The sequence below is a fragment of the Treponema sp. R80B11-R83G3 genome, assembly GCF_054786115.1.
The window spans coordinates 1-690 of record NZ_BDHF01000374.1; the positions used below are offsets into that span (position 1 = coordinate 1).

Sequence of the window (690 nt, forward strand, 5' to 3'; positions counted from 1 at the left end):
CTTTTATATTCCTGAGTATTAAGATATGCATCCCTGGTTTGTCTCCATATTATGCACAATTCTGTTAATATCCCACCAGTAAAATTTGAATCCTTTACGTCTATTTCATTAAAACCGAATTGTTTTTGCCAAAACTTTATATTTTCTATTGATGAAACGGCTGCCGAAGAACTGACAAGATACATGTCTATTAATGCTTTTACTTTATTTGTTCCTTCTTCAATGCGAATTGCGGCATTTAATTCAAATTCCTTTTTTGCATCGGCAATAGTTTTTTCAAAATCTTTGGAGATATTTTTAAACAGAGATTCGCCGGTTTGGAATAGCTCTTTAGCGTTTAATTCCCATTTTTGTCTTTCTTCTTCAAATTGATTAAAAGCTGAAAGCCAAACGGCTTCTCCCTCTGAAAATAATGTAAATGATTCCTGTTCCCATTCAATTCGCCTTATAAAAAATCTTTCTTCCGCGTCTTCCCATGCTTTCAACCCTCTTTCAAATTGCTCTTTGTACAAATTAAGCCACTCTTCGCCTAATAGCGCAAGATCGCCTACGCCTGCAGAAGCTTGTTCTATTTTTGCGTTTAGTTCTTCAATGCCTTTTTTGCATGATTCATCCGTTTCTGCAATTAATTTTTCCGTGAACATTCTGGCGGCTTCATCATCGCTTTTTTTTCGCAGACTCCATATATCC

General features: G+C 35.7%; 1 protein-coding gene. It reads right to left on the reverse strand.

The annotated features are described in order from the left end of the window. On the reverse strand, positions 1-690 hold a 690-nt coding region (locus ACYVRH_RS13940; protein ID WP_461257485.1), incomplete at both ends, for a hypothetical protein.